The sequence below is a fragment of the Terriglobus sp. YAF25 genome, from assembly GCF_052113305.1.
Taxonomy (GTDB): Bacteria; Acidobacteriota; Terriglobia; order Terriglobales; family Acidobacteriaceae; genus Terriglobus.
Genome location: NZ_JBFRCY010000764.1, coordinates 1 through 2111, shown reverse-complemented (window position 1 = coordinate 2111; position 2111 = coordinate 1). Strand labels below are relative to the sequence as shown.

Below are 2111 nucleotides of genomic sequence, written 5' to 3'. Positions count from 1 at the left end.
CGGTACATGGGCATGCGGCCGCTGCGAAATAACAAACAAAGTTGGTCCTGTGCAGTTGAGTAGAGCCGAACTGGCTCCATTCAACTGCACAGGAGTTTCCATGCACAAAACGAACTATCTTTCCCTCGACAGCGCCGTTGTTACTGTGTTCCACCACCGGCGGTAGAAGAGATGCCCACCACCACCTGTGTGCCGCTATCCAACTGGATATCCTGTTTTGCGCCAAGCAGGATGCTGGAAGCCTGAGCCATTCGAGGATCTTGTTGGCCGGGCGCGTTGTTCGCCAGCAACACACCGGGAACCGAGGTGGTGCTGATGGCGATGTTACCGGTTTTGGCTACGACTGTTCCGGGCGCGGGGCTACCTGCTGCAGGACTGTCCCCTCCGGAAGCCGCCGCCGCATTGGAGCTTGGGCTTTGCGGCGCGGCGCCTGCGCTGCTGTCACCACTTGCTGCATTAGCGCCTGGGCTGGATGTACCACTCGCCGGTGGCGCGCTCATCGCGCTTGACCTGCCGGCCGATGCTGCACCGCCCGCTGGAGTGATGGACTGAATTTGCGAATGGATCGGGACACTCTGACCGCCCTTCAGTTCGAGATGGTCAAACTGAAGTACAACCTGGGAGTTCTGTCCTCCTTCACTCGCCTTTACGCCGAGTACATGACCGACGAGCTTCGACCCTTTGGGAATATCAGCTCCGTCCGCGGTCTTGGCTGGTGTCCTGGTCTGGATTACGACGCTGTCGCCATTCTTAGCGGTCTTTGAGTCCAGCTTGCTGACGAGCTCGCCATTCACTGGGCTCAGCGGTGCACTCGATGCTGCAGCAGTATTGGCGTCCTGACTATCAGGAGATGCCGGTGCTGTACTGGCAGGATTCTGCCGGGTGGGTGGGCCATCTGATTGCTGGTCGGGCTGGCTGGTTGAGGGTGATTGCTGAGCCACGAGCGTAAAGCTAGCCATGGCGAGTAGGGTCGTGACGAGCGTCGTGCGTGTATTCATGAAAATCCTCCGTCGATTGCTACTCACGTTTCCGCACCTTCACGATCTCAGCGGGACACGAAGTCCGTGTGCTGTTGCAACCGTGGTGCCAAACACGGCATTCCCGCATACCCTCCATCAAAAGCCGTGGATAGAGTGGATTCAACCCAACGCTGTCTTGGGGAAGTATCGATCTGAACCGACGCACCCCGAATTCTCTGCCGGAAAGACGTAATTCCTTCCGGTCGAAAAGTTCCATCAGCTTTCTTTCCACCGTCAACATAAATGTTCCGATGCACCTGTTATCGCGTCTTCCAGAGGTCCATCGGAGACGCCAAACCGGTCCAAAATTAGACGATTAACCAGCGTGATCTTCTTCTTTCAAACCGTGTAAGCTTGCCCGACAGAGGTTTCTATGAGCTGCATCATTCCCCAGCCATCCAAAGTAACGGACGGTGAGGCGCCCGCCTCCAAGAAGGGTTGCTGCGCGCCTTCGGCGGAGGCACGGCCGGTAGTGGCTGAAGAGCGCTCGGAACTCCGTTCCGGTAGCGATCCCCGAGACCGGATGATCGCGATGCAGGGAGGAACCTTCCTGATGGGAACCGATTATGCCGAAGCCTTTCCTGACGACGGCGAAGGGCCGGTTCGGGAAGTGACTCTCGATCCATTCTGGATTGATCGGTATCCGGTGACCAATGAACTGTTCTCCAGGTTTATCGATGAGACGGGATATCGAACCGAGGCCGAACGCTTCGGATGGTCTTTTGTCTTCTGGGCACACATTCCAAAAGAGCGGTTTTACGAACTTGTGGTCGATACGGTCGCCGCGGCTCCGTGGTGGTGCAAGGTTCCTGGCGCAAGCTGGCGAAACCCGGAAGGACCGGACTCCGCGATCAAAAGCAGAAGCAATCACCCTGTCGTTCATGTCTCATGGAACGACGCTTTGAGCTTCTGCGAATGGTCTGGGCAACGGCTTCCGACGGAAGCCGAGTGGGAGTACTCCGCCCGTGGCGGCCTGGTACAGAAACTCTATCCCTGGGGCGATAAGCTCCGGCCCGACGGAGAGCATCGCTGCAATATCTGGCAGGGAGAGTTCCCCCGTCATGACACGGGAGACGATGGGTATACGGGGAC

Annotated in this window: 2 protein-coding genes; one reads left to right on the top strand and one right to left on the bottom strand. The window is 57.7% G+C overall.

The genetic code is table 11. The features are described 5' to 3' along the window. Positions 1–140 precede the first annotated feature (140 nt). Positions 141–998: a hypothetical protein gene (locus AB4043_RS23435; protein ID WP_442301588.1), complete on the bottom strand. Its 858-nt coding sequence runs from the start codon at positions 996–998 to the stop codon at positions 141–143. Between the two features lie 394 nt (positions 999–1392). Here AB4043_RS23435 and AB4043_RS23430 point away from each other — a divergent pair. Continuing rightward, positions 1393–2111: SUMF1/EgtB/PvdO family nonheme iron enzyme (locus AB4043_RS23430; protein WP_442308253.1), on the top strand; the 719-nt coding region annotated here is incomplete at its 3' end.

Excerpts from the sequence above, each read along its gene's own strand:
- AB4043_RS23435 (WP_442301588.1), bottom strand. The coding sequence starts at position 998 with ATGAATACACGCACGACGCTCGTCACGACCCTACTCGCCATGGCTAGC.